Raw genomic sequence first — 25,463 nt, 5'->3', positions numbered from 1 at the left:
GCTTTATACAAATGTAAAGCGATTCCCGATAACAGCATTCGAGAATGACTAGTAAGCACATGCGGGGTCAGGTCTTGCATTTTGCTCGAAGTTCAAAGACTCAGCCTCCCCGCTACTAATTGAGTACAATGTCTTAACCGATATGCAAAACCAACTGGAAATTATATAATCAGTAGGTTTTACGGGATAATGATTGCTATGTATTTTAAAGATCATAACCCACCTCATTTTCATGCTAAATATTCAGGGTACGAAGCACTCTTTAACTTTGAAGGTGAGGTTCTTGAGGGAGAACGTCCGAGTAGAGCCGTTAAGTTTGTTATGGAATGGATTTCTTATCATAAAGAAGAATTAGAAGAAAACTGGGAAAGAGCTAGTTCCGGTCAACCTCTTAACTACATAGCGCCATTGGAGTAGCTAATATGCTTCACATAAAATCTGCAAAACATATTTCAAACTATAAAATTTGGGTCTCGTTTGACGATGGCACTGCAGGCGAGGTCAATCTTGAAAAGTCGCTAATTGGCCCGATTTTTCAACCTCTCAAAAATATCAATATATTCTCAAAGGTTTCAGTTGATCCTGAACTGGAAACTATTGTGTGGCCTAACGGTGCAGATTTAGCCCCAGAGTTTGTTAAAGAGTTGCATAATAAACAACAAGCCAACCTACAGTAACAAAACGCAAGACTTGACCCCAGTTACTCTCGCAACTACACGTCATTTCCGAGTGCTGCTATCGGAAACCCAGCGCCTTTACGCTTCAAAGCCACTGGATCCCCGCATGGGCGAGGATGACAAACCCTGTAATGTGCTTGAAATTGAAAAGCATATTCACCACAGAGCGCCGCGCTTCACAGAGGACAAGATGGTTAAGACTTTAATTGCTTTTCTCTGTGCTCTCTGTGTCCTCGGTGGTTCAAACCTCTTTTGCTTTTAAAGCTTATTACCACAGAGAATACAGAGCGCTGCGCTTCACAGAGGACAAGATGGTGAAGATTTTAATTGCTTTTCTCTGTGCTCTCTGTGATCCAACTTCTTTTAGTTTTTAAAAGCATATTCATCACAGAGCAGCTGCGCTGCAGAGGAATAATAGTGAGTAATAGGTATGTTATAACTTTGGTGGGTATGTGCTTGCTAGGTGTCGATTGCTTGATTTACATCAATAATAGTCGCTTCCTTATTCCCTTTTAAAAAGGGTTCTGCGCATTAATTTTGTTCTGATAGCGGTTTTTTAACTTTGTTCTGACCTTTACAAGTGCTGCCGGTTCATTATTTTCCCGCTTTGTATGCAATACAGTTACAATTTGCACAAGCTGATTACAAATTGTGTACAAAATCTGTTATTTAAACTTTGCTATGTGCTATAACCTATGTAATTCGCTGGATACGTTTAATAAAATGTATACAGCGAATTTAATTTAGTTACTTGACGGCGGCGATGCACTCATTATACAATTTCTTTTGACCTCATATAGTTATCTATATGTAGGCCTAAATTTTGTTTGATGCAGAACCCAACACGGATTGTTATAGGTTTTAACTATGAATAAGTGTTTCTACGGTAAATGTTATTTGTCATCATATATATGATGATATATTGTTTGCCCGTAAAACATGATAATGTTGCAAACCGAAAAACAGGATTAAAATGTACAAATATGCTTAGCATGTACGTACTCAAATAATATTTTTTAATAAATAGGAACACTATAATAATGGTTAATACAACTCAATTTTATAAATCTAAAGTAGCACTTGCGGTAGTCCTAAGTTTAGGTCTAGCAGCATGTGGCGACTCTGAGGGCGATGCGGGTAGTACTACTAATTCCGTCTCTGATACAGTGGTTGAAGCAGTCGATAATACTGTTGAACATGTAGCCGGTACTGGTTCTGTACAAGGTACAGTTTTAGATACTAATGGTGGCGCAATCATGGGCGCTATGGTTTCTTTGGCTGGTCAAACTGTAGAAACTGATGCCAGTGGTTATTATTATTTCACTAATGTACCTGCTCCAGGTGTTGACGGTGTGAACGCCGATGAAGGTAATGACGTTGATATCGAAAGTAATGGTTATAATATCACAATTACTGGCCCAGATGGCTATGCAAGCGCTATCGTAAAAGTGATTGCTGAAGATATTCAAGTTGATTCTGGCAATAACGGTAGTAATGATGGTGCTGGAGATGTAAATAACGCTGGCGAACAAACAACTTGGTTTGACGGTTTCTTAGCGCAAGCAGACACTGCAAAATTACCAATGTTTTCTGCTGCAGTAACTGGTGTGTTACGTAATTGTTATACTGGAGCGGCTTTGCCAGCTGGTGTTAAAGTGGCGGCTGATTATGCTGGCTTAGCTGCTACAAATACTAACCCTGGTGATGACACGGATGTAAATGGTGGCGTGACTATTGGAATTCCAGTTACTACTGTTATGACAGATGAAAACGGGATGTTTAGTTTTGACTCTCTTCCAATTGATTCTTCTTTAACCCTGACTGTTGAAGGTTATACATCTGTTGTTGATGCTGGTACTGCAACTGAATTGACTGGCGTTGCTGTTGATACTACTCGTGAAGGTGTTGTTGAAAATCTTGGCGATATACAAGTTTGTGCAATCACTTCATCTGATACAATCGCTCCTCATATTTCATCAGTGGGTAGCACAATTAGCGAAAACACCAGTGAAGGCTTCCAATGGAATGTATTATCTGAAGGTGTAGACGGTACACAAGGTATCGTTATTCGCTTTAACGAAGCGCTAAATGTTGACGCTATCGATGTAGATGCTGTTATTGTTACTTCACAGGTTAATTTCAATAATGTTGGCGCTGGCGAAAAGGTAGAAACAGTTGATTCGGTTATTGTGGCTGATGATGGTTTGTCAATGACAGTAACCTTAGCTGCTGCGCTTCCAGAAAAAACTAAGTTCTCTATTTGGATGCCACGTCATCAATATGAAGATGCATCAGCTAATCGTATTGTTACCGGTGACCCAGATTCGGGTGAGACTGAAGTAAATCCTGGCAATGATGATTTAGTTGTTGATGCAGCTGGCAACACACAAGCTGTTCCTGCTGTTCCTGCTGTTCCTGCTGTTGTAGCTGCTGCTGCAAGTCAGGATGTCGGACTTGATATTGTTACCAGTTTATCTGTGACGGCTGATACTGTAGGTGTTGCTGGTAATGGCTTAACTTTGAATGTAGTAGATGTGGCTGGTCCTATAGCAGTGACTCTAACAGCCACAGGTGTTCAGGTTACGTTCGATTCAACTATACCTCACACACTTAATGATGTTGTTACTGCTTTAAATGCAGATCCTGCTGCTTCAGCATTATTTGACTTCCAAATAAATGGCGTGGCTGCGACTGATCTTACTGCTGGTTTTGCACAATCGATTACTTTAATAGGCGGTCTTGATGCTGCAGCTGCAGTTGCTGCAGTTCCTGCAATTCCTGCAGTGCCTACTGGTTCTAGCGAATTCGGAAGTCTTTCTTCAGATACTATCAACGCGTCTGCGTTCAAAACTGAATACGTAAGAACCCGTCTATGTACTTATATTCCACCAATCACTAACCCTGGAACAATTGAAGGTGAGCAGCTAGTTAAGCAAGTTGTTGCTGCTGATGACGATATTGATGCCGTAGGTGTTTTCTGGGATAACGGCGGTACTGCTACAATCTCTAACCTTAACGGTCAACATGGCCCTACTGAAGATGTATTGCAAGAACTTTGGGATCGCAAAAACCCAATTAGTGCCCAAACTATTGTTGATAACACCGCCGTAATTACTGGCGACCTAAATGATGCTATTTCTATCATTTCTAGTAAAGGTGTTGCATCTTCTGGAGCTGGTGAATGGAGTGTGGTTGTTCCTAATACTAAGCATGGTGCAAAAGTTACTATTACGCCTACTGCAGCATTTAACATTATTGGTACGCCAATTACAGTTACTTTAGAAGATAAAGTAGCGCCTACAACGGTCATTCAAGACAGTTATAACTATGCAGATACTTTTGGTGCTGATTATGTAAACGCTGTTGCCGCCGATGCAGGTTATGCTAACGGTGGTGAATTATCAGAAGCGGGTACTTCGGGTTCAGAAGGTTCACCAATTCTTTATGTTACACCGCGTTTATTCGCTGAAGATGTAGCTGGAGATGACGATGCTAACTTCAATAACCGCTTCGATGTGTTTGGTACCTTAGTTGACGGTAATACATTAAATGATGAAGATACACCTGCGCCATATGTAACATCAACTACAAACTTCGTATACGATGTAAATGCTTTTGCGAACTGGGCTGCAGTTTCAGCTGATGTGGGTGTTGCTTTCTCTGAGAATGTTGACCTAAACGCAGGTGAAACAGTTGACTTTATGTTAGATAATGCCGCTGCGAATACAACCTTAACTGGTTTTGTTGCAAATAATGGTCTTCGTAATGAAGATTATATTGCCAATGACGCGGATCAAGATGGTTATCATACTTATCTTACTCACGGTATTATCCAAATGACTACCAATGACGTAGTTGGTCTTGCTAACTTAGATCACGACGCTGTTATTGACTATACAGGTGCAGTTTTGGATACAGTCAACGATAACGTTGCTTTATCTGATTCATTAGTAGTCATTGCTGATGCAATTCCTCCTTTTGTTACAAGAGCAGAGTTAACAGCAACAGAATTTGTGGTTACCTTTAACGAAGCGGTTACAACAACAGGTGGTGGTGCTCTTGAAGTAATTGATCCGGATACTGGTGTAGTAGCAGCTACATTAAATGTGACAACTGCAGTAGCTTCGGCTGATAACACAGTACTTACATGGTCTGGTGTTAATTTACCACCTCGTGCTGCTTTCTCTAACTCAGGAACAATTGCAGCTCCACAGCAAACTGTTGCTGATATAGATGGTGTAGCTACCTTTAATGGTAACCCTGAGAATGAAACTGTTACAGGTGTGTTCTCATTCCCTGAAGAAGTGGGTGGTGATGACCTAAATCACGCTCTATTAGCATGGGGATCGGTTGATGATGCTCGTGGAAATAGCTGGAATGATTACCACGGTCTTTATACCGATGCCGGTGTAACAGGTGTTGCCAATAATGGTGTTATCGATTCGCAAGAAGATGCAGATTCAGCGACTAACGACTATCGTTTAGCACTTGCTGATATTCCAATGTACTTAGCCACTGATACTATCGTACCATTTGGTGTTGAAGTACAGTTTGGTCCATTAGATGAAGATGGTATTGCCGGTGTGGATGGTGCGTTTACTATCACTATTACGGCAACAAATCCAATTAGCATGAGTAATAATGCTGCACCATTTGAGTATGTGGGGGCTGATTTAGCTAACGTCGGTGCAGAAGATGGCTGGAGAGCGTTAGGTGGTGCTCCTTCTAATGTTATTGATGGTTGGGATTTAACAGAAATTGCATCGCATTTCCGTATTGTTAATACCCTTACTTTACAAGCAGATTTGCAGCTTGATATAGCTAATGCTGATACAGGGCTTCCCGGTAACAATGATGGCACGGTATCTGTAGAAGAGTTTGTGAACAGTACTACTCATGCTAACGCAGCGGCTGGTCGTGCAGCATTACTTGCTCTTTATGATAATAATGATGTTGATTGGGCAGCAGGTACAGCAGCATCCTTCAATGCTGATGGTACAGTGTTAACTATTAATGCGGTTATTGCTGGAAACGCTTTCCAACAGTCAACTGGGTATAGTTTTATTAAAATTACACCTACTACTGTTCTTAGAAATGGTGCAGCAGTTGACCCGTTAGTACTTGGTGGTAATGTTAATACCAACAACGTAGATGATATTGACATTCGTTTTGGTCAAATCGAAAGTACTCTGGAAGGTACTAACGGTGAAGAGCAATCACAAGATGTTAGACGTTCTTTCTAATTTGAGTTTTACAATTTGAATTAGTATTGAATAAACCATAAAAGGGCCGCAAGGCCCTTTTTTATTTTGAGGATTAAAAGGTACAGATGAAAAACCTAATATTTCTTTTAGTGCTTGCTATTACATCGTTAAATGCTGCAGCTACTGAACATAAGCCTTATAGTTTACAATTTGTTGAGTTGTTTACTAATGAAGTGCTCATGGACAATTACAAGAAGCAACTTAAAAAGCGCATACTCGAAAAACAGCCTAGCTATAAAAACCAACAAAAACAGGTGGATATTTGGCTAAATACGGTATTGGCAAGCGGTGAATATGAAAAGTTTCTTGCTGCTCGTTATAAACAAATATTTACTGAAGCAGAATTTAAAGACTTAGTGGCTTTTTATAAAACAGACACAGGTAAAAAGTTTTTAACAACAGCGCCAAAAATGTCAACCATGAGCGCAACAGTGGCAGGCCAGCTTATCTACAAAAATTTGCCTGAGCTTGATACATACTTAACTAAAAGCAAAGGTGCCAAAAAATAGCCCTTGAAATGGACGCTTTGCATCATATATAGATTATGTATTTTAAAAACTTACAGAATTAAACTTAACCAAAATTATGGAGTTATCGTGAAAAAAATCATTCCTTTAGGACTATTAGTATTGAGCTCGTTAATGGGCTGTACAGAAAACACAGTTGAAGAACAAACTTCAACAACTGGCAAAGCTAAAGTCGAAGCATTTAGAGGTGCAGAGGCTAGTAATGGAATATCACAAGAAGGTTTTTGGGGATTCTGCAACGATAAAGTAGCAGCCGTGACTTTAGCTGAAGATAGCTGCCAAACAATAGATGCCGCTATTTGGCATATGGCTGATGGAGAGCTTACTGCTCTGGAAGTAACTAGTATCGCAGCCGAGGGTTGCACCACAGATTGCTTTAACCTTAAAAGTGAAGCAATACAAACTAAGGTATTAGCAAAAGGTAAATACCAACTCTATGAAACCGGTTATAGCTTTACCATCACCGAATCATCAGACGAGAAAAAATTTCCAAAATGCACAGTAAACTGGGATTTTGGCGAAAAACTAGCAGATGACTTAGTACAATGGAAATTCCAAAACGTAGACTGCGAGCTTCCCGAAATAAACTACAGCGCTTGGGCCAGAAAATACCAAGGTGAAGTAAACTAATTAACCAGCTCTAGAAAGCCAAAAAGATTGAACCACAGAGGGCACAGAGATCACAGAGAAGAGATCTTTTTGATCTAATTATTCTATTTTTTTTCCTCCGTGATCTCTGTGGTGAGTTAGTTTTTCTAGCGGTAAGTTTTCCAGTTGATAGAGAGAGAGCAAACATGTGGGGTCAAAACATGTGGGGTCAGGTCTTGAAACATGTGGGGTCAAAACATGTGGGGTCAGGTTTTGTGTTTTGCCTTATTTTTTCAAGCACATTACATGGCTTGCCATGCTCACTCATGGGGTATCCAATGTCTTTAATACGATAAGGCGCTGGGTTTCCGATAAGAGCATTCGGAAACGACGGATAATTGCTAACAACTTGAGCTAGGTCTTGTGTTTTGGTTTTCTGGCAGTTTGCTTTTAAAAGCAAGAGAATTTTAACCACGGAGAGCACAAACAGCTGGGGTCAGGTCTTGTGTTTTGCCTTATTTTTTCAAGCACATTACATGGCTTGCAATGCTCACTCATGGGGTGTCCAGTGTCTTTAATGCGGTAAGGCGCTGGCTTTCCGATAACAGAATTCGGAAACGACGGACAACTAGGGTGTTGCGTTGTGCTTTTCAAACCACTGAGGTCAGGTCTTTTTTTTTTGCAAATCAATTTCGCTCACATTTGATGGCGTGTCATCTTCGCGCATGCGGAGATCTAGTGCCTTTAAGGAGGTAAGGCGCAGGGTTTCCGATATCAGCATTCGGAAACGACGTGGGGCCATTTGATTCTTAGCGGTAGGTTTTCCAGTTAATAGAAAGTGAAAGCAGTAATTCGCGCAGTGACAGCGCGCGCTGTTGGCCTTTGCTTTTGTGATCCCAGCGGTGGCCACAGCAGGCTGCAGTGAATATAGCCTTAGTGGGTTTGAGTAGCCTTAGGTTAAGGACATCTGTTTGTTTGACATCTTGTTCGGCAAATTCACCATCAAGGGTAAACCAGCCGAATTTATTGGTGTGTACCTTGTGGTTGTGTATTTCAATTCTATCTATCGAGTCTAGTTCTATATGTTCACTGCCAAGTTGCTTAACGTGAATGGCGATTGTGCAACCAATCTGGGTATGGTGGGTAAACCAAGCTTGTGTTTTTTCAGGTGCGTAGTTATTTGCCATACATTTTGCAGCTTGTTTGGCTTGCCAACTGGCGTTGTGTACGTCCACTTGTAATGGCGACTGGTGTTGTAAAAGACTGTATGCTGCCCGTTTTACATGGTGCCTTAGGCCGGCTATTTTCCGTTGCAGTAGGCTAATATCGGCCAGTTTTTGTTGGGATAAGCTAGCAAGTTCACGCTCGTACAGGGCATTACATAGTTCAGCATAATGCAGCTGACGTTGATCGTCAGAAAAAATATCTACCTGTTGGGAGTTTGAAATGTGCATGGATTGCTTTTTTAGATACTGCTTAAAATAAAAATGGCCAGCGTTGACTGACCATTTTATACCCTAAACGAGTAAATTTGCAGTGTTATTATTGACCTTTAATTTCACTACGGCCCTGGTATGTCACATCGGTGCCTAGCTCTTGTTCGATACGTAACAATTGATTGTACTTAGCTACGCGATCAGATCGGCACAAAGAGCCGGTTTTAATTTGACCTGCCGCTGTGCCAACAGCCAAATCGGCAATAGTGGCGTCTTCGGTTTCACCGCTGCGGTGAGAGATCACAACGGTAAAGCCCGCTGCTTGAGCCATACGTATGGCTTCTAGGGTTTCGGTTAGCGATCCGATTTGGTTAAATTTAATTAGAATTGAATTACCAATACCGTTGTCGATGCCACGCTTTAGGATTTTGGTATTGGTTACAAATAAGTCGTCGCCAACTAATTGTACTTTGTCACCAATTTTTTTGGTTAAACTGGCCCAGCCATCCCAGTCGCTTTCGTCAAGACCATCTTCGATAGAAATGATAGGATACTTGTTTGCCAAGTCAGCTAAGAAGTCACCAAAACCTTCCGAATCAAACACTTTACCTTCGCCTTTAAGATCGTATTTGCCGTCAACATAAAACTCTGAGGCGGCGCAGTCCATGGCTAGGGTGACGTCTTTATCCATTACATAACCGGCTTTTTCAACGGCTTCGATGATCACAGTTAGAGCTTCTTCATTTGAACCAAGATCTGGCGCAAAGCCGCCTTCGTCGCCCACTGCGGTGTTTAGACCTTTGGCGTTGAGTACTTTTTTCAAGCTATGGAAAATCTCGGCGCCCATGCGTAGTGCTTCTTTAAAACTTTTGGCCCCTACTGGTTGCACCATAAATTCTTGAATATCAACGTTGTTGTCGGCGTGTTCGCCGCCATTGATGATGTTCATCATAGGTACGGGCATGCTGTATATACCGGCTGTGCCATTTAATTCTGAGATATGTTGGTACAGTGGAATATTTTTATAAATCGCTGCCGCTTTAGCTGCGGCAAGTGATACCGCTAAAATAGCATTGGCACCAAATTTTTCTTTGTTTTCGGTGCCGTCTAAATCGATCATGATGTTATCTAGTGCTGCTTGATCAGTTGCGTCTTGGCCTAAAAGCGCGCTTTGAATATCGTTGTTGATAGCAGCTACGGCTTTTAGTACGCCTTTACCAAGGTAACGACTTTTGTCGCCGTCACGTAATTCTAAGGCTTCTCGGGAGCCGGTAGATGCACCAGATGGCGCAGCCGCTCGGCCCATAGCACCAGATTCTAGATATACATCGGCTTCTACTGTGGGGTTGCCACGTGAGTCCATGATTTCACGGGCGATAATTTTGCTGATCTTTGACATAGTTTTTGCCTTAAATTAATTGTGATTTTTAAAATATTCGCCTGCGGCTTTTACAAACCCTGTAAAGAGTGGGTGCCCGTCGCGAGGGGTGGAGTTAAATTCAGGGTGAAATTGGCCGGCTACAAACCACGGGTGTTCAGGGATTTCAATCACTTCTACCAAACGTTTGTCGGTAGACAAACCGGTGACTTTTAATCCTGCGGCTTCGATTTTATCCCGTAGATTATTGTTCACTTCATATCTGTGTCTGTGGCGCTCATATATTTCACTTTCGCCATACATTTCGTGCACTTTGCTGTCCGGTAATAAATGACACAATTGACTGCCTAAACGCATAGTGCCGCCTAAATCTGAGCTTTCACTACGAGATTCTGTGGCACCTGCGGCGTCTAGCCATTCGGTTATTAGTCCCACAACAGGGAAGGGGGATTCAGGATCAAATTCGGTGCTATTGGCGTTTTCCATGCCTGCAACGTTACGGGCATACTCGATGATAGCCACTTGCATACCTAAACAAATGCCTAAGTAAGGTACTTGGTTTTCGCGGGCATATTTGGCCGCGGTAATTTTACCTTCGATACCACGCTCGCCAAAGCCGCCTGGTACTAGAATAGCATCCAGTCCGTGGAGTATTTGCTCGCCTTTGCTTTCGATATCTTGGGAGTCCACAAACTTAATATTCACCGTTAAGCGGTTTTTTAGGCCTGCGTGTTTAAGGGCTTCGTTAACGGATTTATAGGCATCGGGCAATTCAACATATTTGCCTACCATGCCAATGGTCACTTCGCCTGTTGGGTTAGACTCTGCGTACAGCACTTGCTCCCATTCTGTTAAGTCAGCTTCTGGGCATTCTAAACCAAAACGTTCAACCACAAGCTCGTCCATACCCTGTGCTTTAAGCATAGCGGGGATTTTGTAAATGCTGTCGGCATCTCGAAGTGAGATAACGGCTTTATCAATAACATTAGTAAACAATGCTATTTTTTGACGTTCGTTCGACGGCAAAGGCACTTCTGAGCGGCATACTAATATATCGGGTTGTACACCCACAGAGCGTAGTTCTTTTACAGAATGCTGGGTGGGTTTGGTTTTTACTTCGCCCGATGCCGCTAAATAAGGCACTAAGGTGAGGTGCATAAACATGGCGCGATTACGGCCTACTTCAACACCTAGTTGGCGAATAGCTTCAATGAAAGGTTGTGATTCAATATCGCCCACTGTACCACCCACTTCTACTATCGCCACATCTACACCTTCGGCACCAGCAATAATGCGGCGCTTAATTTCATTGGTGATATGGGGGATAACCTGAATGGTGGCACCTAAATAATCACCACGGCGCTCACGTTTAAGCACTTCTTCGTATACTCGACCAGTAGTAAAGTTATTACGTTTGGTCATGCGGGTACGAATAAAACGTTCGTAGTGACCTAAGTCTAAGTCGGTCTCGGCACCATCATCAGTAACAAATACTTCACCATGCTGAATGGGGCTCATTGTGCCGGGATCAACGTTAATATAAGGGTCAAGTTTGAGCATTGTGACGTTCAAGCCCCTCGCTTCTAGAATCGCGGCAAGCGACGCTGCGGCAATACCTTTTCCAAGTGATGAAACCACACCACCTGTCACGAAAATATAATTAGTCATGAGAACCCTAAATAAAGATGTTGGAATTGAATAGGCTGTGTATATTTGGCGTAAATATTCAGGCTAAAAAAGCGCAGCTGAAAATCACGACCAGACGGCGCAGTAGTATACGCAAAATTGCCAAATCAAACAAAGATTAATAAAAAATAAAAGGTATGATCAATGGGGTCAGAGCAAGTTGATTTTCAAATTGCTCTGACCCCATTGATTTTGACCCCATTGATTTTTCTATGCTAACAGGTTGTACATTGCGCCGCCTAGGCTACCTAGCGCTAAAGCGACGTTGGCAAAAAAGCCTAATAGAAAACCTAAGGCGCGGGTGCGTGGGTTTTTAACATAACTGACATAATAAATAGGTCGACCGACTAAAAATAAAACACCAATCGCAGCACCGACTGCGGGGTTGACAAAATGGGCAAAAATCCACAAAGCCGGTAAAAATATGATTAATTGCTCTAGGGTGTTTTGTTGGACGCGATACATTCTTTCCCATGTGGGATTGCCCGAAACGGCAGGGGCAATAACATTATATTTTACTCTGCTAAAGCCAACTCTAAAGCCAAAAAACATATATTCTAACAACGCTAAAATGCTAACAATTGCGGGTAATTCCATAGTAATTCTCTCTTTATGTGATTTTGTGATTTAATGTTTTTATTCTTCTGCAGCCAAGGTTTTTAGTTGATATAAGCATTCTAAGGCTTGTTTAGGGCTAAGATCGTCTGGATTGATTTGTTTCAAGCTAAGACGCAAATCATCTACCGCGTTTAATAAGTCGAGTTGCTGCTCTTGTCTTGGGAGTGTTTGGTTGCTTGGTGTTGGTTGGTTTTCAAGCTCGGCTAGTTTTCTTTTTGCCCGCTGGATAACACTTCTGGGCACACCAGCGAGTTGTGCCACTTGTAAACCGTAACTTTTGTTAGCAGCACCTTCTTGAACGGCATGCATAAAACGTATGGCTTCTTGGTGCTCTACTGCATCAAGATGCACATTGGCCAGCTCTGGCATGTCTTCGGCCAGTTGAGTGAGCTCAAAGTAGTGGGTGGCAAATAAAGTATAGGATTGTATTTTAGTGGCTAGATATTCCGCACAGGCCCAAGCCAATGACAAACCATCGTAGGTGCTAGTGCCGCGGCCTATTTCATCCATTAGTACTAAGCTATTGGCGCTGGCGTTATTAAGGATGTTGGCAGTTTCGGTCATTTCCACCATAAAAGTAGAGCGCCCCGATGCCAAATCATCAGATGCACCAATTCGCGTAAAAATGCGGTCAATTGGGCCAATTTGGGCATTTTCGGCGGGAATAAAACTACCAATATAAGCCATAAGCACTATTAAGGCTGTTTGCCGCATATAAGTGGATTTACCGCCCATGTTAGGGCCGGTGATCACTAACATGCGCCTGTGTGGATTCACTGCAATGGGATTGGCGATAAAAGGGGTCTTCATTACATGTTCGACCACAGGGTGACGACCTTGACCAAAGTGAATGCCGCTTTGCTCGCTTAACTCTGGGCAATGGTAGTTCAACGTTTCGGCGCGTTCGGCTAAGTTAGTCAGTACATCAAGTTCGGCTACCGCATCAGCACTTTGCATTAAACTGGCTAGTTCAGGCAATAAAATATCAAACAACTCATCATATAAACGTTTTTCTAGCGCTAAGGATTTACTTTGGCTGGTGAGCACTTTGTCTTCGTGCTCTTTTAATTCCTGAATGATGTAGCGTTCGTTATTTTTGAGGGTTTGCCTGCGTACATAATCTGCGGGTACTTGGTCGGCATAACTACGGCTGACTTCGATAAAATAGCCATGTACTCGGTTGTATCCCACTTTTAAGGTGGCAATGCCGGTGCGGTCTTTTTCCCGTTGTTCCAGCTCATCTAAATAATCGGTGGCCCCTTTTGATAAGGCCCTTAATTCGTCCAGCTCTTCGTTGTAACCCGCTTTGATAACACCTCCATCGCGTATTAGTACAGGGGGCGCGTCTTCAATGGCCTTGTTGAGTAAATCGGCAAAGCTTGGAAACTGACTGATTTGGTTGGCCAATTGCATTAAACCAGTGTTGGCCGACTCTGCCGATTGGTCAGTGACAAAACCTTGGATGTCGGGTAACAACATAAAGGCTTGCCTGAGGCGAGCAAAATCTCTGGGCCTAGCAGAACGCAGCGCTAAACGTGCCAAAACTCTCTGCATGTCGCCCACTTGTTTAAGGTAAGTTTGTAACTGAGGGTAATCACTATTAAGCAATGATTTTATATTGAGCTGGCGCTGTTTTAGTAGAGTAATATCGGTGAGTGGGCGATGTAACCAGCGTTGCAATAAACGGCTACCCATAGGAGTAGAGGTGTTGTCTAATACGCTAGCGAGGGTATGTTCTTTACCGCCTGACAGATTCTGGGTGAGTTCTAAGTTACGCCTAGTGGCGGCATCCATTAAAACCGTGGCTGATTCTGTTTCAAGCACTATGCTGCGAATATGGGGCAGGGCGCTTCTTTGCGTGTCTTTTACATATTGTATCACGCAACCGGCTGCGCAAATGCCTGTTTTGTTGGTTGTTACCCCAAAACCGCTAAGTTCTTTGGTGCCAAATTGTTGGTTTAATTGCTTGTTAGCCGTATCAAAATCAAACTCCCACTGAGGACGACGTCTTAGGCCTTTGCGTTGTTCGATAATATGCAAGAATGCAAAATCTTCTGGGTAAAGTAGCTCAGCCGGATCAGTACGCTGAATCTCAGCTGCAAGGGCATCACTATCTTTTGGCTCGCACAAAGTAAAGCGGCCTGAGGTGACATCTAAAGTGGCATAACCAAACTGCTGGTTATTGTGTTGTTTCACGCTCACCACTGCGGCCAAAATATTGTCTTGTTTATCTTCTAATAAAGCTTCGTCTGAGACAGTGCCTGGGGTGACTATTCGCTGTACTTTCCTTTCGACCGGCCCTTTGCTGGTTGCCGGATCGCCCACCTGTTCTACTATGGCTACCGATTGCCCCATTCTAACCAAACGCGCCAAGTAACCCTCTACCGCATGATAAGGTACACCAGCCATTGGAATAGCATTGCCACCGGACTTGCCTCTAGCGGTCAATGAAATATCCAACAATTCAGAAGCCTTTTTGGCATCATCAAAAAACAGCTCGTAAAAATCACCCATACGATAAAACAGCAATACATTTGCATGCTCTGCTTTTATCTTCAGGTATTGTTGCATCATAGGGGTGTGTTGTGATGTTGAGGTCATGGTTTACGGGCATCTCATATTTATAAATTGTTGTTTTTATTAGCTTAAATGTGCTTGTGTAACTTTCTGGAAACTTGTGTTATTAATTGGAATAACATGGGACTACAAAAATAAGTGTAGGATTTTGTTATACTTATTCTGAGATCTCAAAACCTACATTATTCACATTATGATACGAATAATACTTGGGATAGAAAAATAGAACCAGTAATTCATTTTAGAACAACTGAGTTAGAAGAGAGACGTTGTGGTAACTGCTAGGCCCTGTGTACAAACATTTTTTTTACTTCCTTTTTTGATAATTATATTAAATACAGCTCAAGCCGCTGCGTTTGAAATTGAAGGTGTCAAAAATGAAAAGGTTTTAAAAAATATTAAATTGCACATTGAAAGCCTTCCGATACCTACGATGCCGTTGCAATTGGTGCAATATCAAGACGATGTACAAGAAAGGGTGCAGTCCGCTACTCAAGTTTTTGGTTACTACCATGCTACTGTAAGTATAGAGGGTTCGATTAATACAGAAAATGGTACTTTATCACCTCGTAAAAATTGGCTGTTAAAAATTGACTTAGGCCCAATAACACTAATTAGAGAGTTGTCGATAGAAGTTATAGGGCAAGCCGCGCAAGATAAAAAAATTCAAGACTCAATAAAATCGAGTAACCTAAAAGAAGGAAAACCTTTAGAACATTTAGATTACGAAGATTTAAAAAAACAACTTCAAAGCATCGCTTTATCAAGAGGTTACTTTGATTTTAAATTTGAGAAAAGCAAAATAGAAGTATTTGAAACTCTCAATGTCGCCGACATTACCTTGCATGTAGATAGCGGTGAGCGATACAAGTTTGCGAGTTTAAGACTAGGCAAAGATGACCGGACCATAGCGTTAATTCAGGGTTTATTGCCTTTTAAAACGGGCGATTATTACGAAGCGCGCAAACTAGGGTTGCTCAACCAAAAGCTTAAGCAAACTCAATATTTTCGTCACGTGGTTGTACGGCCCTTAGTCTCTGAGGCTAAACAGGCTGCGGTTCCTATAGAGGTTATTTTAACTCATAAACCGAGAGATAATTTCGATGTTGGAATTGGCGTGTCATCTGATGTGGGCCCGCGTTTTACTGGAAAATGGAAACGTCCCTGGGTTAATAAAAATGGCCATTCTATTGGAGCCGAAGTGTTTGTCTCTTCTCCAGAACAGTTTGTATCTTTAGATTACAAAGTGCCCCTAGAGGATGCCATACAAAACTTTTTGAGTTTTCAAGGTGGATTTCAAGCTCAAAATGAAAATGATACGAGTAGTCAAAAATGGTCAATCTCTGCTACGCGTCATTGGACTATTGAACATTCGGATTGGCAGCGCTCGGCATTTATTAGAGTTGAGCAAGAAACTTTCACCCAAGGTCTAGAGCCAAAGCAAACAACCCAGTTATTGACCCCAGGATTCACTTTGAGTCGACTACGAAGCCGGGGCGGGTTAGATATAAACTGGGGTGACAAACAAACCCTAACGACAGAGTTTTCTTCCGGTTCGTTGTTCTCTGATATTGATATGTTCAGAGTGACGGCTGCTTCTAAATGGGTGAGAAGTATCGAACAACACCGTTTTTTATGGCGAGCTGAAATCGGGGGGATTATTACTGACGAATTTGCCAAAGTGCCTTCAAGTTTACGTTTTTTCACAGGGGGAGATCAAAGCATACGCGGATTCGACTACAAAACATTATCACCTTTTGAAATTGATTCAGATGGTGAAAAGGAACTCATCGGTGGCCAATACTTGGCAGTAGCTAGTGTCGAGTATTCCTATCCTGTATCAGAAAATTGGCGAGCTGCTGCTTTTGTAGACGCCGGTAATGCGACTGAAAAACCTTTCAATGACCTAGCTGTTGGAATTGGTCTTGGGGCAATTTGGAATTCTCCAATTGGTCCAATTCGATTTTATTTAGCCAAAGGCAAAAGTGACTATGGAAGTACGCGGTTTTTCCATTTTTCGATGGGGCCATCGTTATGAGTGTCGATCCCGCTAAAGAAGAAAACACTGCTCCTCAATCAAGAGTTAGAAGTTCATTGGGTACACTTTTTATTAAAATCTTCCGAGTTTTGTGCATTTTTAGTATCACTTTTAGTTTATTGATTGGTGCGATTCTGACTCCATGGGGTACAAAGGCAACCTTAAATCTGACTGATAAATTATATGAACAACTATCAATAAGATACCAAAGTGGTAGTTTGCTTTCGGCTTTGAATTTGTCCTCTGTAACGTGGCAACAATCTGACGCAAAAATTAATATAAATAATCTTAGATTATCGATTACCCCAGCATGTTTGTTGAGCTTTGAAGTTTGTATAGAATCTATACGCACGGACAAAACGACAGTTGAAGTTGCTCAACCAAAATCATCTGGTCAAGATCAACCAACCACTGCTATTTTAACCTTACCCATACCGGTTTCAATCCAATATATTGAAGTAAATGAATTTGCGCTAAACATCAAAGATACAGCTCATTTAACCTGGCAAAAATTAACAGGGAAATTGGATTTTCATAAAACTCTTAGAATAGAGGAAATGCAATTAAATCAGTTAGCTGTTCGTACTCTAGAGGCTGATGAGCAGAACGCTTCGCGGTTTTCAGAACCATTTAACTTTTCCAAATGGGAATACCAACCAATCAGAAAAGTACCATTTCACCTGCCTCTTCATTTCGAAATGCTGGCTTTTGATATGAATGAAATAAGTGTGAAACTGGCAAGTAAAGAAGAACTTACACTTAACAAAGTTAACTTGAAAGCTTCAGGCAACAACCAAAAAGTAATATTGCGAGAATTGGTTGTAGAGGCCCCCCAAGGGCAAATTCTAGCAACTGCCAGTCTATTGCTAGACGGAACCTTAAAACATGAATTGGTTATTGAAGCGGACACTAATTGGGTTGAAAAGCTTCCTGCTAAGATTTTGGTTAGCTCTGAAGGAGATATCAATTCATTATCGCTTCAAGCAAAAGTGACTGAAAATACTGCATCTATAAACACGCAATTAGATAATTCTGAAGATGACCCATTAACCTTAGTTTTAGATATTGTGGTGCAACCTTCTAATCCGTTGTTACCCATTAAAGGGAAAATTAATTGGCATAAATTGTCATGGCCTTTAGGCTCGCCCGAAGTGAATTCAGATATTGGTACAATGGAAGTTAGCGGCGATTTAGAAAACCTCAAAATCGCAATAGACACGAGTTTGGCGGGTAAAAACTTCCCTTATTCAACATTGAATATTGCTGCAAATGCAATCGCAACCTCTCAAAATAAAAGGCTAGAGCTTGATAAGCTCTTAATAAACACTTTAGGTGGTAAGGTGTTAAGTAAAGGTCACTTGAAATTCACCGAGTCAATTGAATGGAATGGCAATACAGCTATTAGTGGTATTGATCCAAGTGTTCATTGGCCAGCGTGGCAAGCAGATATTAATGGTGAGGTAGCGTCACTAATTGAGAATGACAATGGTATTTTGAAAGGAAAAATATCAAAGCTGGATATCAATGGGCATTGGCAAAACTATCCATTAACCATAAATGGTGTTATCGATTATCACCAACAACAAGGCCTAAACCTTAGTTCTTTAACCTTAAAAAATGCCGATAATCAGTTTTTAATACATGGTGGCATTTCTAAGCATAATCAGTTTGATATCGAATATGAATTAATTGCACCCGATATAGCTAACACTATTCCGCAATTTGGCGGTTCAATTAAGTTGCAAGGAAGCTTAACGGGAAACACTAAACAACCTGAATTCAATTATGAGTTTGCGGGCAATGATTTATCAATATGGCAGGTATTTGTTAAAAATGCCTTAGGCACAGGAAACCTTAAATGGAATGATCAAAAACCTATTGACCTAGAGCTGGAGTTATCTGGTTTGCAGGGAAACAACAATCAAATTGAAAATGCCAAACTATCGTTAAAAGGTCATGCTGACAAACACCAATTGTCTATCGTTACAACAGGTCAAAGTACAAGTGTTAATTTAAGTATTCAAGGACAATTCGCTCAAACTTCTTGGAACGGCGAGTGGTTATCAGGGGAGATTAAATCTTCGTATGCTAATTTATCCTTGCAACAACCATTTAATATTAAAGCTGATTGGGTAAACAATTTGTATGCAATAGCGCCGCATTGCTGGGAGCACGGAAATAACGAGTTGTGTATTAACCGAGCAAAATTACAGCAAAATGTTGCCGAGTGGGATTTATCTCTTAAAGAGTTTGATGTGTTATCTGTGGTTCATCGCTCGTTACCCAGTATCCCTAAAATAAAAACCAAAAGCCGATTAAATTTAAAAACGTCAGGAGAATGGGATTTAGACGAGTTACCCAATGCCAAACTACAAGCTAGTTTGAGCCCTGGTGTTTGGGATATAACAGGTAAAAGTAATCTTAATTTGGAATTAGACGAAACCCTATTTAACTTGCAACTTACGCCTGAACGAACCTTAGCTGAAATTAATTTGTCGGGAAGTAAAATTGGGAGTGTAAAAGCTACAATGCAGGGGCTGGCTGGGGGATATTCTGATCCCTTCGATAGACCAATTGAAGGCGATTTTTTAATAAATCGTTTAAATTTGCAAGCTTTTAAGGCTCTTGCTCCTAAAATGGAGGTGTTGCAGGGGATCATAAATGGCCAAGGGAAGGTTTCCGGTTCATTTAGCGCACCAATGTTAACTGGGGATTTAAATCTTATTAATGGTGCGATTAAAGACGAATCGTTACCCGTTTCGTTAAGTGCGGTAGAACAAAATGTAGTATTAGCTGGAGAAGGCGCTGAGTTTGATGGCTCATATCAATTAGGAAATGGAGTTGGCAAGTTGCAAGGAAGCCTAACTTGGACTCCCACCTTAAAAGGAAACCTACAAATTACTGGCGAAGCTTTAGAATTTGATTATCAGAATACCATTAAGGCCAAAGTAAGCCCCAATATCGACATTAGTTTTGAGCCGAATAATTTAGAATTAAACGGTGACATAACTATTCCTTATGCCCGAATAAAAGTACAAGAGTTACCTAAGGATACAATTTCACCTTCTAAAGATGTGATTTTAGTTGAAAATCAAACGCCGTTAGATGCAATACCTCAACGAATAGCACTCAATGTTTTACTAAAAGTCGATCCATCGAGAAATGGTCAGGTGAAATTAGATGCCTTTGGACTAACAACTGATTTAAGAGGTAACCTTAAATTAAAAAATAATAGCAATGAGATTTTTGGTAGTGGAGAAATTGCTCTGATCAATGGTCGTTACAAAGCTTACGGGCAAAATCTCCTTATTCGAGAGGGTGATCTTATATTTACCAATGTAATAGATAGACCTTACCTAAATATTGAAGCAATTCGCGATCCTGATTTAACTGCTGATGGCGTTATAGCTGGACTAAAAGTCGAAGGAGAAGTCCAAAGTCCTAACGTCAGTGTGTTTTCTGAGCCGGTAATGGAACAACAGCAAGTGTTGGCTTATATGCTAACAGGTCGCGGTTTAGGGGAATCAAGCGGGGATAGTCAAGATACCGTATTAACAAATGCTTTATTGTCATTAGGTTTAGGTAAAAGTGAAAATCTTATTAGTAAAGTGGGCAATAAGATTGGTTTTGACGATGTGACAATTGAAACCTCGGGGCAGGGTGATGCAACCCAGCTCTCCCTTAGTGGTACCTTGGCTCCAGGCGTACAGTTAAGATATGGCGTCGGAGTCTTTGATTCAATTTCAGAAGTTGCTGTTCGCTATCAATTAATACCCAAACTTTACTTAGAAGCAGTCAGTGGCGTAAGTAATGCCATAGATATCTATTACCAATTTAGCGTCGAAGGCAGTCAAAATAAAAAAGTTAAAGAAGAATAAACCTTAACTGGAGCCAGTAACAGTTTCTGTGTAACTGCCATTTTCTGAGTGGTCATTTATTTATGGAGAATGGTATATAGGGCTTTTATTTGCTTGCATTTTATTATCTTGGTAATTTATTTAGAACCTGTAGAGCGTTATTAGTAAGGATGTCATATGTCAGCGATAAGTACGGTGATTAAATCAAAGTGTTTCTTTATATTTTTTGTTGTTTTTTCTGCAGTTTCTTCAGCATCCGTTCAAAATACAGCCAAAAGTGTCGATTCGAAAGCTTATCTTCAGGAATTTATACAACTGAGTAGTATTGTCCCTAAAAAATGTCAAAAAGGGTTAGAGAAGTTATGTTTGCCCAAGTGCGGAAAATTAAGTGCCCATGCAAATACTGTAAAAAATGCCGTTCAAAAAGGAGACATGGCTGAGTATAAAAAAGCCTTATCTGCATACAGAGTCGACTATTCAGGATGCACGCTATTTACAACTATGTCCCCTGAAATAAGCCGTACCTCTGAAGTATTTACCCACTTATTGTTTAATGGCGAAGATTTGTTTTATTCAACAGCTGATGCAAAATCTTCCATGGTGTACGTGTTAGCCGAAACTGATACCCACAGAGAATTGCAGTTGAGCTCTAGTTCTACTACTTTAACACGCGAAAATTCGCCGAGTTATCAGTGGATTAAGCCAATTAACAAGCAACAAAAAGTATGCCACTCTGCTAACAATACTGAATGTACATTGGCCTGTGCTAATGCTGTTGCCGCTACCGACACTTTATTACAAATGGAGCAAAATAATCATGTGTTAGCCACACCAAATATCGAAGTTATTCAGGAAAAATATATAAAGCAATGCGTTCAATTAAGTCGTCAGCACAAATTACTTTCTCAGCCATCTCAACAGGCATTAACTGCTTTGGTGGATAAATCATTTTCATCTAAATCCAATTTATATGTACGACCCACTAACAAATCAAACAACAGCGATAGTTTATATCAGTCAAAACCAAAAGAATTAGCGCCGCACGATACTCTTAGGGGAATGAGAGGGGAGTTGTTAGGAGTCGATGTTAATGATCTTGTAGAGAGCTTTGTTGTTGCGCATAACTATTGCCCTATTTCGAACAATGGTTTTCAATGTGTACCTATTCCTTATACCGCTTGGTTAGAACCAATAATTGGTATATCTGACCCAAACCGCTCAACCGATAACCTTTTTATGGATATAAAATTTTTATTGGAAAAATTTGCGACTGACGCCGACATAGACACTAGAAACGCCTATTTTACTGAGTATGGCTATGCCCCACTGGATTCATATCAATTGAGTGCTAATCCAACAGCTGCATATATAACGCAAGCGAGTCATTCCTTTTTAGTACCGCAAATAGTTACTATGCGTAAGTTTTTGCATCATGCATTTAACTGGCACCCTGAAGAAACACAACGAAATGATTATCGATACTATTGTGAAAGTGCTGGGAAAAAAGCTCAGAACCCCTTTATTAATAGCAAAGGAGCATGTGAATATTTAAGCGCAATATATTATGGTGACTTTGGGCAACTAATTACCTTAGATGCTTTGTTTGCAGAGCCTTTAGTACGAACCTTAGAAAATGAGGCAAACGCAGCTCATCAATTCTTATGGAAGGTTTTCAAAGGTCAAAAAATTAGCGATATGCGCCGCCAAATAAATAGAATGTCTATGATGCCTTTTATTATTATGAGTTATTTAATGGATTATAGTCTTAACGCCAAAGGCTGTTTAGGCGATGATGCAGTTGATCTAACTTACCAATTTAATAGTGTTACAGAGATAAGAAATAGATGGGGATACACTAAAAAAAGTTTTGATTCTTCAACAACTGAAAAATACTATGTCTCCCCAGCTTGGGCTGCGAGTCTTGAAAAAACTGGGCTAAACCTGTCAAGCGATTCAGCTGGGATGTTTGCTCAAGTCGATGTAGGTTATCAAAACTCGAAATACACTAAAGAAGCTGAAAAAGAGTACGGACTAGAGAGACCGTCTTTACGAGCCGTAACATCAGCTATTCATAGCGATATTATATTTTCTTCTTGTGATAATCCTCATTTAATCAAGTTGGATAAACGATTATTGGAATATGCCCACTTCTTAGAAAACAGGTATTAGTGCAAATGCTTGTAACAGTGGCTGCCTTGGTGTTTATGCCAGAAAAAATCATAAGGATTTAAAACCATTGAATGAAAATATTAGCCAGTTAGCACAGCAGTTAGGACATGAACTTTTGGCTAAAGGTTGGCAAATTTCTTGTGCTGAATCATGCACGGGAGGAGGAGTAGGGTTCGCTATTACAACTACTGCTGGCAGCTCTGCTTGGTTTAGAGAAGGTTTTATCACCTACTCGAATGACGCCAAACAATCCCTATTAGGTGTTTCTGAGCAAACACTAATTGATTATGGTGCGGTATCGGCGGCTACCGTTGAAGCAATGGCGGTTGGCGCGGCAAGGAAGGCAAATGCTGAGGTGGCAATTGCCATCAGTGGTGTAGCTGGCCCAGGTGGTGGTACGCTCGACAAGCCTGTGGGTACCGTTTGGTTTGGATTTTTTGTTCAAGGAGAAAAAATCAGCCAAAAACATCTGTTTAGTGGTGATCGACATGGGATAAGATTGCAAGCCATTGAGTTTGCTTTATCAAATACTTTAAAGTTGCTGTCAAAATAAACAACTTTAATAGCGCGACAAATAATTTCAATTTTTTCTTGTAACTGTATAACCATACAGTATACTTCAAAGCAACTACTGTATATCAAATAGCAATGAAGTGAATCACTTCATGCGAGACAATCACAAAGGACATTCTGATGGATGACAACAAAAACAGAGCGTTAAGCGCCGCCTTAGGCCAAATTGAAAAACAATTCGGTAAAGGCTCTATCATGAAGTTGGGCGATAATAAAACTATGGACGTTGAGACTATTTCAACGGGCTCTCTGGGTTTAGATGTAGCCCTTGGCGCAGGCGGCTTGCCTTTAGGCCGTATTGTTGAGATTTATGGTCCAGAGTCTAGCGGTAAAACCACCTTAACCTTAGAAGTGATTGCCGAAGCGCAGCGTAACGGTAAGGTATGTGCATTTATCGATGCCGAGCATGCGCTTGATCCTATCTATGCAGAAAAACTTGGTGTAGATGTAAACGAACTTTTGGTTTCTCAGCCCGATACCGGCGAGCAAGCGCTAGAGATTTGTGACATGTTAACCCGCTCTGGTGCGGTGGATGTGATAGTAGTCGACTCGGTTGCGGCGCTAACACCTAAAGCTGAGATTGAAGGGGATATTGGTGATTCTCACATGGGACTGGCAGCCAGAATGATGAGCCAAGCCATGCGTAAGTTAACGGGTAACTTAAAACAATCAAACACTATGTTGATTTTTATTAACCAAATCCGTATGAAGATTGGAGTGATGTTTGGCTCACCAGAAACCACTACTGGTGGTAATGCATTGAAGTTTTATGCTTCGGTACGTCTAGATATTCGCCGCACGGGGGCCGTTAAAGCCGGTGATGAAATAGTAGGTAATGAAACCCGCGTGAAAGTGGTTAAAAACAAAATTTCACCTCCTTTCAAACAAGCTGAATTCCAAATCATGTATGGTGAAGGGATCAACAGCCATGGTGAGCTGATTGATTTAGGTGTAACCCATAAGATGGTTGAAAAAGCCGGTGCTTCATATAGCTACCTCCCTGCTGACCCCAGCAAGCTTGAAGGAGAAGAGGAGATTAAACTAGGGAGAGGATACGACGCTGCACGCAAGAAACTAGAAAGTGAAAATAAGACAATGAAACAACTTGAAAAAGAAGTTCGAAAAGCAATGAAAGAAGACGACCACAAATAGTGGTTGTTTTTTATATCATATATCCACCAGTATGTTACGATGTTTGCATGAAGATAAGTCAAAATACTATTGAAAATTCACTCCTTATTTTTACCGATGGCTCTTCGCTTGGTAACCCAGGTCCAGGCGGATACGGGGCAGTTCTTGTATCATCAAAACTAGGAGAGGTCATTGAGCTTGGAGGATCAAAAGCAGTTACCACTAACAACGAAATGGAGTTAGGGGCAATTGTTGCAGCTCTCACCTATGCGGTTAACAACCAACAGCCGGTTCACATTCTTACTGACTCTTCATATGCAATTAATGGAGCTACTAAATGGATGTATGGCTGGAAGAAAAATAACTGGGCCAAGAAAGACGGAGAAGAACTTAAGAACCGCTTTCATTGGGAAACGCTCTATTCTTTAGTTGAAGAACGAGGGGCTGATAGCATTACATGGAATCACGTACCAGGCCACGTTGGAATTGCTGGGAACGAACGAGTGGATGATATTGCACGCTGGTTTGCTGAAGGAAAAGACGTAGAACTCTACAGAGGAAACTATGATGGATATAGTGTTAAAAATATCTTTAAAGTAGAAGTTGATGATGAAGCAATGAAAAAGAAATCACACAGCAAGGCTAAAGCATACAGCTACCTTTCTGTTGTTGATGGGGCACTGGAACGTCACAATACCTGGTCAGAAACAGAGGCTCGTGTAAAAGGTAAAAAAGCAAAGTTTAAAAAAGCTATTTCTCTTGAGCATGAAAAAGAGATCCTCAATGAGTGGGGGTATAATACGGGAGGTAAATAAAAAGTAGTACATATACATGTGCTACTTTTTATTTAATCAATTACCACATCAATACCGGCAAGTGTTCCTTGGACTAAGAAATCAAGCATTGCTCCGCCACCAGTGGAAACAAATCCGTAATCTTCATCT

15 protein-coding genes and 1 pseudogene are annotated in these 25,463 nt (G+C 41.0%); 11 read left to right on the top strand and 5 right to left on the bottom strand.

Going from position 1 to position 25,463, the window contains the following annotated elements:
* The first annotated feature begins 189 nt into the window (after window positions 1–189).
* From Q0688_RS03490 to Q0688_RS03470, 5 genes are all read left to right on the top strand, one after another.
* The gene (locus Q0688_RS03490) at window positions 190–417 is read left to right on the top strand and encodes a DUF4160 domain-containing protein (RefSeq protein ID WP_299073222.1); all 228 of its coding nucleotides are present in this window, start codon (window positions 190–192) and stop codon (window positions 415–417) included.
* Between the two features lie 5 nt (window positions 418–422).
* Window positions 423–677, top strand: a complete 255-nt coding sequence (locus tag Q0688_RS03485; protein ID WP_299073220.1) for a DUF2442 domain-containing protein — start codon at window positions 423–425, stop codon at window positions 675–677.
* 1,040 nt (window positions 678–1,717) lie between these two features.
* The gene (locus Q0688_RS03480) at window positions 1,718–5,920 is read left to right on the top strand and encodes a carboxypeptidase-like regulatory domain-containing protein (protein WP_299073218.1); all 4,203 of its coding nucleotides are present in this window, start codon (window positions 1,718–1,720) and stop codon (window positions 5,918–5,920) included.
* An 86-nt stretch (window positions 5,921–6,006) separates the two neighbouring features.
* The gene (locus Q0688_RS03475) at window positions 6,007–6,450 is read left to right on the top strand and encodes a DUF2059 domain-containing protein (RefSeq protein WP_299073216.1); all 444 of its coding nucleotides are present in this window, start codon (window positions 6,007–6,009) and stop codon (window positions 6,448–6,450) included.
* 87 nt (window positions 6,451–6,537) lie between these two features.
* Window positions 6,538–7,098, top strand: a complete 561-nt coding sequence (locus Q0688_RS03470) for a hypothetical protein (protein ID WP_299073215.1) — start codon at window positions 6,538–6,540, stop codon at window positions 7,096–7,098.
* 767 nt (window positions 7,099–7,865) lie between these two features.
* On the opposite strand, the gene Q0688_RS03465 is transcribed toward Q0688_RS03470, so the two are convergent.
* The 5 genes from Q0688_RS03465 to mutS all read right to left on the bottom strand — a co-directional run bounded on the left by Q0688_RS03465 (window position 7,866) and on the right by mutS (window position 14,775).
* Window positions 7,866–8,510, bottom strand: a complete 645-nt coding sequence (locus Q0688_RS03465; RefSeq protein ID WP_299073213.1) for a hypothetical protein — start codon at window positions 8,508–8,510, stop codon at window positions 7,866–7,868.
* 88 nt (window positions 8,511–8,598) lie between these two features.
* Window positions 8,599–9,891, bottom strand: a complete 1,293-nt coding sequence (gene eno / locus Q0688_RS03460) for a phosphopyruvate hydratase (protein WP_299073211.1) — start codon at window positions 9,889–9,891, stop codon at window positions 8,599–8,601.
* Between the two features lie 15 nt (window positions 9,892–9,906).
* Window positions 9,907–11,538, bottom strand: coding sequence for a CTP synthase (locus Q0688_RS03455; RefSeq protein ID WP_299073209.1), 1,632 nt, complete (start codon window positions 11,536–11,538; stop codon window positions 9,907–9,909).
* Window positions 11,539–11,766: 228 nt separating this feature from the next.
* Window positions 11,767–12,153 carry an MAPEG family protein gene (locus Q0688_RS03450; RefSeq protein WP_299073207.1) on the bottom strand — a complete coding sequence of 129 codons (387 nt, stop codon included), beginning with the start codon at window positions 12,151–12,153 and terminating at the stop codon, window positions 11,767–11,769.
* A gap of 39 nt (window positions 12,154–12,192) precedes the next feature.
* A complete protein-coding gene (gene mutS / locus Q0688_RS03445; protein ID WP_299073205.1) occupies window positions 12,193–14,775 on the bottom strand; it encodes a DNA mismatch repair protein MutS in 2,583 nt (860 codons plus the stop codon).
* Window positions 14,776–15,070: 295 nt separating this feature from the next.
* Between mutS and Q0688_RS03440 the strand changes: the two genes are divergently transcribed.
* The 6 genes and pseudogenes from Q0688_RS03440 (at window position 15,071) to Q0688_RS03415 (ending at window position 25,334) form a co-directional block, all read left to right on the top strand.
* Window positions 15,071–16,789, top strand: coding sequence for an autotransporter assembly complex family protein (locus Q0688_RS03440; protein ID WP_299073202.1), 1,719 nt, complete (start codon window positions 15,071–15,073; stop codon window positions 16,787–16,789).
* The gene (locus tag Q0688_RS03435) at window positions 16,786–20,667 is read left to right on the top strand and encodes a translocation/assembly module TamB domain-containing protein (RefSeq protein WP_299073200.1); all 3,882 of its coding nucleotides are present in this window, start codon (window positions 16,786–16,788) and stop codon (window positions 20,665–20,667) included. The genes Q0688_RS03440 and Q0688_RS03435 overlap by 4 nt, the downstream gene beginning before the upstream one ends.
* 411 nt (window positions 20,668–21,078) lie before the next feature.
* Window positions 21,079–22,815 carry a hypothetical protein gene (locus tag Q0688_RS03430; RefSeq protein WP_299073198.1) on the top strand — a complete coding sequence of 579 codons (1,737 nt, stop codon included), beginning with the start codon at window positions 21,079–21,081 and terminating at the stop codon, window positions 22,813–22,815.
* Window positions 22,816–22,882: 67 nt separating this feature from the next.
* Window positions 22,883–23,368 carry a CinA family protein gene (locus tag Q0688_RS03425; protein ID WP_299073196.1) on the top strand — a complete coding sequence of 162 codons (486 nt, stop codon included), beginning with the start codon at window positions 22,883–22,885 and terminating at the stop codon, window positions 23,366–23,368.
* A gap of 140 nt (window positions 23,369–23,508) precedes the next feature.
* Window positions 23,509–24,510: pseudogene (gene recA, locus Q0688_RS03420) on the top strand (recombinase RecA); the annotation flags it as partial.
* Between the two features lie 77 nt (window positions 24,511–24,587).
* Window positions 24,588–25,334: a ribonuclease H gene (locus Q0688_RS03415; protein WP_299073195.1), complete on the top strand. Its 747-nt coding sequence runs from the start codon at window positions 24,588–24,590 to the stop codon at window positions 25,332–25,334.
* Window positions 25,335–25,463 lie beyond the last annotated feature (129 nt).

Source organism: uncultured Paraglaciecola sp., assembly GCF_937123705.1.
In the GTDB taxonomy this organism is placed as follows: Bacteria; Pseudomonadota; Gammaproteobacteria; order Enterobacterales; family Alteromonadaceae; genus Paraglaciecola.
Note: the sequence above shows the minus strand (reverse complement) of the source record. Positions and strands in the feature narration are given on the sequence as shown.

What these genes read in the sequence shown, in the direction of transcription:
- mutS (WP_299073205.1), bottom strand. Translation starts at nt 14,775, where the DNA reads ATGACCTCAACATCACAACACACCCCTATGATGCAACAATACCTGAAG.
- Q0688_RS03475 (WP_299073216.1), top strand. Translation starts at nt 6,007, where the DNA reads ATGAAAAACCTAATATTTCTTTTAGTGCTTGCTATTACATCGTTAAAT.
- Q0688_RS03490 (WP_299073222.1), top strand. Translation starts at nt 190, where the DNA reads ATGATTGCTATGTATTTTAAAGATCATAACCCACCTCATTTTCATGCT.
- Q0688_RS03465 (WP_299073213.1), bottom strand. Translation starts at nt 8,510, where the DNA reads ATGCACATTTCAAACTCCCAACAGGTAGATATTTTTTCTGACGATCAA.
- Q0688_RS03480 (WP_299073218.1), top strand. Translation starts at nt 1,718, where the DNA reads ATGGTTAATACAACTCAATTTTATAAATCTAAAGTAGCACTTGCGGTA.
- Q0688_RS03485 (WP_299073220.1), top strand. Translation starts at nt 423, where the DNA reads ATGCTTCACATAAAATCTGCAAAACATATTTCAAACTATAAAATTTGG.
- eno (WP_299073211.1), bottom strand. Translation starts at nt 9,891, where the DNA reads ATGTCAAAGATCAGCAAAATTATCGCCCGTGAAATCATGGACTCACGT.
- Q0688_RS03435 (WP_299073200.1), top strand. Translation starts at nt 16,786, where the DNA reads ATGAGTGTCGATCCCGCTAAAGAAGAAAACACTGCTCCTCAATCAAGA.
- Q0688_RS03430 (WP_299073198.1), top strand. Translation starts at nt 21,079, where the DNA reads ATGGCTGAGTATAAAAAAGCCTTATCTGCATACAGAGTCGACTATTCA.
- Q0688_RS03455 (WP_299073209.1), bottom strand. Translation starts at nt 11,538, where the DNA reads ATGACTAATTATATTTTCGTGACAGGTGGTGTGGTTTCATCACTTGGA.
- Q0688_RS03415 (WP_299073195.1), top strand. Translation starts at nt 24,588, where the DNA reads ATGAAGATAAGTCAAAATACTATTGAAAATTCACTCCTTATTTTTACC.
- Q0688_RS03450 (WP_299073207.1), bottom strand. Translation starts at nt 12,153, where the DNA reads ATGGAATTACCCGCAATTGTTAGCATTTTAGCGTTGTTAGAATATATG.